Raw genomic sequence first — 4,724 nt, 5'->3', positions numbered from 1 at the left:
CAAAACTTTGGGCTTCTGCAACGCGCACGAACGACAACAGGTTTGACAAACTCTTAATCACAGATTGTTGAAAATAAGTGGATAAAGAAGTGAAATATCACCTCTTCTCAATTGATTGTAAACAAAATATCCTGATATTTAAGTGAATAACAAAGCACATCACTCTTGCACAAAATCCAAATCACAATCTGGAGAAACTAAAATGACTAGCCAAACCCCCAACCCAGCTCTACTGCATACCCAACTTCCAGATGCGCTGTTTGCTCAGTACACCGCAGGATCTGTAAACAAGCTTGCAGCAGCAGATAAATTGGAAATAATCGAAAAATTACACCTATTAGAGCTGATTTTTGATACCCGCCGTTATGAAATAATGGATGCCATTCTCACCGAAGATTTTGTAATGGATCATGCACTTGCAAAGCGCTTAGATCGAACCTCATTCAAACAGTTGTGGCAGGACAATGAGGCAGTGTTACTTAATGGAATTCGGCATCAATTGACTAACGTTATCGTCTATCCTAATCCCGATGAGACGGCAACTGCCATTGCCTATTTGAATGTCCTCAAGTTTGCCAATACTTCTACATTGTCCAAAACTGACAATCCGGCTTTACTGGCTCACGCTGTTCAAGTGGTTCAATTCCGCAAAGAAAACGATGTTTGGAAACTGGCCCACCTCACAATTGACCAAATGGCAGTGTCAGACATCTTTGGTTTAGATAAAACTGCTCGGCATTACTTTGCGGCATTAGCAGGTGAGCGCGAGCAACTTGGTCAATCTTTATTCTAAAGCACCCAAGCAATCGAAAGTAGTCCCTATAGGTAAGAGGAAACCCAGAGCGATGAACTACAAGAGTGGTAAAGGTATTGGGGGGTGATTTGTTGTCTCAAGGTTTTGAGTGAGCGCCTCCGGGGGGCGATCGCGCCATCGCAGGCTTTATCGTTCCATCCACAGCACTTTTGAGGAGTATTGCAAAGATAGGTTTGGATATTAGCGTCGTCATCCTTATAGATTAATTGAAGCTTCGGCTGTATTTGATCTGATAAAAATGTGTCCCAATGGGACACAAACTAAAACTGAATCGAGCGATGCCAAAATGTGTTCAGATTACGTGGTCATTCTCAAGTTCGATTGCTACGACAATCTCAAAACCTGGCTAGAATCACATAATCACATATTTGGCGGGAATGGTATTTGCCGGCACGCTTGATAATGGCAAATCCATTGTACAAACCGTATAAATGCCTCTTAATCATGCTTAGTCGTCGAAAAACTCTCGAACCAACCGCGATGCCAAAAAAAGAAGAGCAATCCAGCCGTGATCGCTACCATAGCTGCTAAACAAGCTGGATAACCCCAATACCATTCTAGTTCTGGCATATTCCAAGGGGATTTTTCTGTATTAAAGTTCATACCGTAAATTCCAGCGACAAAAGTCAGTGGAATAAAAATTGACGACATTACCGTTAACGTTTTCATAACTTCATTCATTTTGTTACTAACCGCAGACAGGTAAACATCCATCAATCCAGAGGCTAATTCTCGATAGGTTTCCACCATATCTATAATTTGAACCGCATGATCATAACAGTCTCGCAAATAGATTCGCACTTCTTCACTAATGAGTTCATTCCCGTCTCGAATAAGAGCATTAATTGTATCCCTTTGGGGCCAAGTAGCGCGGCGCAGTGTTAGCAAGTCCCGCCGAACTTGATAGATTTTCTGTAGCGTCTGGCGACTTGGCTTGGCTATTACCTCCTGTTCTAAATCTTCAATTCGCTCACCATATACTTCCAGGACTGGGAAAAAACCGTCAATAATCGCATCTAATAGTGTATAAGCTAAATAATCAGCTTTCTGCTTACGGATAATACCTTTGTTATTACGAATTCGTGCCCGTACACATTCAAAACAGTCGCGTTCTGGTTCCTCCTGAATAGTCAGCAAGTAATGCTTGCCCAATACAAAACTAACTTGCTCGCTATAGAATCCAGTTCTCCCTTCATTGGTGATTACCATTCGGGCGATAATCACGAGTTGGTTTTCGTAGTCTTCTACTTTGGGACGTTCAGGAACGTTGACCACATCTTCTAAAATCAGCGGTGGCAACGAGAAAACCCTACCCAGGCGTTGCATAATATCTCGATTGCCTAAGCCGCTGACATCAACCCAAGAAACCGACTCAGTATCCAGATAAGGCGCACACTCTTCCGGTGTTTCGAGTTGCACTTGAGTTTGATTAGCCTCGTTATAGTCAATTAAAACAATTTTAGAAGGCAGGGCATCTGCTTCAATGTTGAGGGTTCCCGGCAAACTAACTGTTTGGCTGTAGACGTAATTAACACGGGATTTTGCTACGGTTCTAGAACGATGAAAAGGTTTTTTTGCCATCCTCTTGCGTTCGCCTTAAAAAGTAATTCTATCCTGGTTTTATCTCCTGTTTCGTCAATACATAAATTTATTTCTCTTTCTCCAATCAACATTTTTGTTAACCACAGCCTCATTTACCCTATTTTTTTGACAAACGAGATTTTTAATCAAGATGCGCTGGCTACGGCAATTGTGCGGATTCATGAAGTTAGCTGATTAATAAGTCCCGCACAAACACGGATTCATTCCTGCTGCATTTCAGTAAAACTGCATTAGACAAGTTTTGAAGGTACATTTATGGCTGATACTACAATGCTAGATAACCGTATAAATAAGCAAATAAAATTTGAACCATTAGAAGCGATAGTAGCAGCAACAGAAGAAGAGTCAGTAATATTAGCCGAAAAGCTCACACAGGTGGCAATTCCTTTATCCGTTTTGTTACAAGCACTGAATATAGCAAAACACAATAAGGCAGCGGCTTTCCGCTATGCTGACAAATATCTAAAAAACACCAGAAAGTCGAAATGGGTTATTATCAAAGCGGCTTGAAATTTTTGATGAAACGCTCAGTTGGATATCTTTCTCCTGATGTAAATTCTCAGTTTTGATTATTCCAAGCATTGAACTTATGTTTAATTGGAGAATTTTGGAGTAATTTTTCAATTCCCAAACGGATTAGCTCTGGTGGAACTCCGTCTAATTTCAACTCGGTTTGGATAAACTCATCAATTGAATTGGCTTTCGTCTTCTCCAAAAGTGCCAACATCTGTTGAGCTTGAGTTGTTGTTGTGCTTGACTCTTTAGTTTCAGCTTCAGAGGTTTGCTTATTACTTGGTGCAGAGTCAATAAAGTTTTTGGTATCCCGGTCATAGCCAGAAAAATTCTTTAACAGAGGCATTGGTATCCATTCATTGATGCCGCCGTAATAAACTGCTCGACCAACTGGTGATTGTGCAGCAATTTCCATTACTTGGGTTGAGGTAATCTTGCGATCACTGGGAATTAATTGGGTGGCAATCATGGCATTGTAAGCTGGGACGTTATCAGGATGAACCAACGCCACTGAAGTTAACTGCGATCGCAGTCCGCCAGAAATGCCCAAGTCATCAGTGTGAGGATTTTGCACAACAATCCAGAAATGCCAACCGGAACTATCACCGCAAGAACAGTAAGAGATGATTTTGTCTTTGAGCCAGCCAATTTCACCCTTGGTATTTTTGAACTTGGAACAAACAGCCGTTCCTTCATCCAAAATAATCAGCTTAGAGCCAGAGATATTTTGAAACTCGGTAAAGCATTCTTTGACCCATAAGACGGCTTCGACCGGGGACATTTCTAGGATTTTAGCCCGTTTAAAAGTATCAACACGACCAAAGAAATAACCGGTTTCTTTCTCGTCACCTTTGGGGTCAATATAAAAGATGTGTATGTCAGGATGCAGTCGCTTGATAGCTTCTATTGCATTGCTAATGGTGATACCTTTGCCAGAACCAGGGACACCAACCCACAGCATATTGGTAACTTTTTTGGCGATGTGAACGATTAGGTCATACTGCACTTGGGGTTTAGTGGTGTAGGTGGAGATATCAGTATTGACTGAAGGGGAAGAAGCACCTTGCATAGGAGAAATTTCCCCTTCGCTCCCAGCAAAGTGCCCCGTTTCCTCTTCAAACCTTGCTCCCGCTAAAGGATTTGGTAATTGAGCAAATCGAGCTTGTGGGATACCAAGGTTTTGCGGTTGTATGGCCTCTTGAATAACTGTTACTTGTTGGTAGTTAACTCGCGGGTCAATTGTCACTTGCGCTAAATGCCCAGACAATTGCTCACGGGTGGGAAACTGCCCACGTAGCTGAATAAACCAATCGAGCAGCCAACGGTAAGCATAAAATCTTTTCCCAGGCTCAACAGCATTCAGGTATTCACACACAACATGAGAACATTGTTTGAGCATGGCGAACTCATATTTCTCCATTGGCTCCAAGTGAAGCATCAAGTCAGCAATTTCATTTTGGTTAGCAAAATATTCAACTCTAGCGACGCTATCACCCATTGCAGAAAGGAAAGCAAAGAAGTCACCACGAATGAAAGGGATGGGTGCAAATTGATGAGTATCGTTTAAGTCCTGAACAATTGACCAGAGATAACCAACCCCTGCAACAACTGCGCCAATCGGAGCTAAAGGAGATGTAGCATAGCACACTGCACCAGTAAGAGCCGTGGTCAGTGTGATGAACTTAGCAAGATTCATGCCATTACGCTCATCTTTGGCGCGGACTAATAACTGATCTTGACGTTCCTGTAACCAAGAGGCGGTATTCCCAGCTTCCAAATACTCAATGCTGGGGTA

The 4,724-nt window shown here is 42.1% G+C and carries 4 protein-coding genes; 2 read left to right on the top strand and 2 right to left on the bottom strand.

Going from position 1 to position 4,724, the window contains the following annotated elements; translation table 11 throughout:
- The first annotated feature begins 202 nt into the window (after positions 1-202).
- Positions 203-793 carry a nuclear transport factor 2 family protein gene (locus H6G97_RS45710; RefSeq protein WP_190947039.1) on the top strand — a complete coding sequence of 197 codons (591 nt, stop codon included), beginning with the start codon at positions 203-205 and terminating at the stop codon, positions 791-793.
- Positions 794-1,252: 459 nt separating this feature from the next.
- Here the strand turns inward: H6G97_RS45710 and corA are convergent, their stop codons facing one another.
- Positions 1,253-2,395, bottom strand: coding sequence for a magnesium/cobalt transporter CorA (gene corA, locus H6G97_RS45705; RefSeq protein ID WP_190947038.1), 1,143 nt, complete (start codon positions 2,393-2,395; stop codon positions 1,253-1,255).
- Positions 2,396-2,671: 276 nt separating this feature from the next.
- Here corA and H6G97_RS45700 point away from each other — a divergent pair, with 276 nt between their 5' ends.
- On the top strand, positions 2,672-2,926 hold the full coding sequence (locus H6G97_RS45700) for a hypothetical protein (RefSeq protein WP_190947037.1): 255 nt from the start codon (positions 2,672-2,674) through the stop codon (positions 2,924-2,926).
- A 49-nt stretch (positions 2,927-2,975) separates the two neighbouring features.
- Here the strand turns inward: H6G97_RS45700 and H6G97_RS45695 are convergent.
- Positions 2,976-4,724: hypothetical protein (locus H6G97_RS45695; protein ID WP_242056072.1), on the bottom strand; the 1,749-nt coding region annotated here is incomplete at its 5' end.

The organism is Nostoc flagelliforme FACHB-838, assembly GCF_014698065.1.
Classification (GTDB): domain Bacteria; phylum Cyanobacteriota; class Cyanobacteriia; order Cyanobacteriales; family Nostocaceae; genus Nostoc; species Nostoc flagelliforme_B.
This window is presented reverse-complemented; position numbering and strand designations above follow the sequence as displayed.

Excerpts from the sequence above, each read along its gene's own strand:
- corA (WP_190947038.1), bottom strand. The coding sequence starts at position 2,395 with ATGGCAAAAAAACCTTTTCATCGTTCTAGAACCGTAGCAAAATCCCGT.
- H6G97_RS45700 (WP_190947037.1), top strand. The coding sequence starts at position 2,672 with ATGGCTGATACTACAATGCTAGATAACCGTATAAATAAGCAAATAAAA.
- H6G97_RS45710 (WP_190947039.1), top strand. The coding sequence starts at position 203 with ATGACTAGCCAAACCCCCAACCCAGCTCTACTGCATACCCAACTTCCA.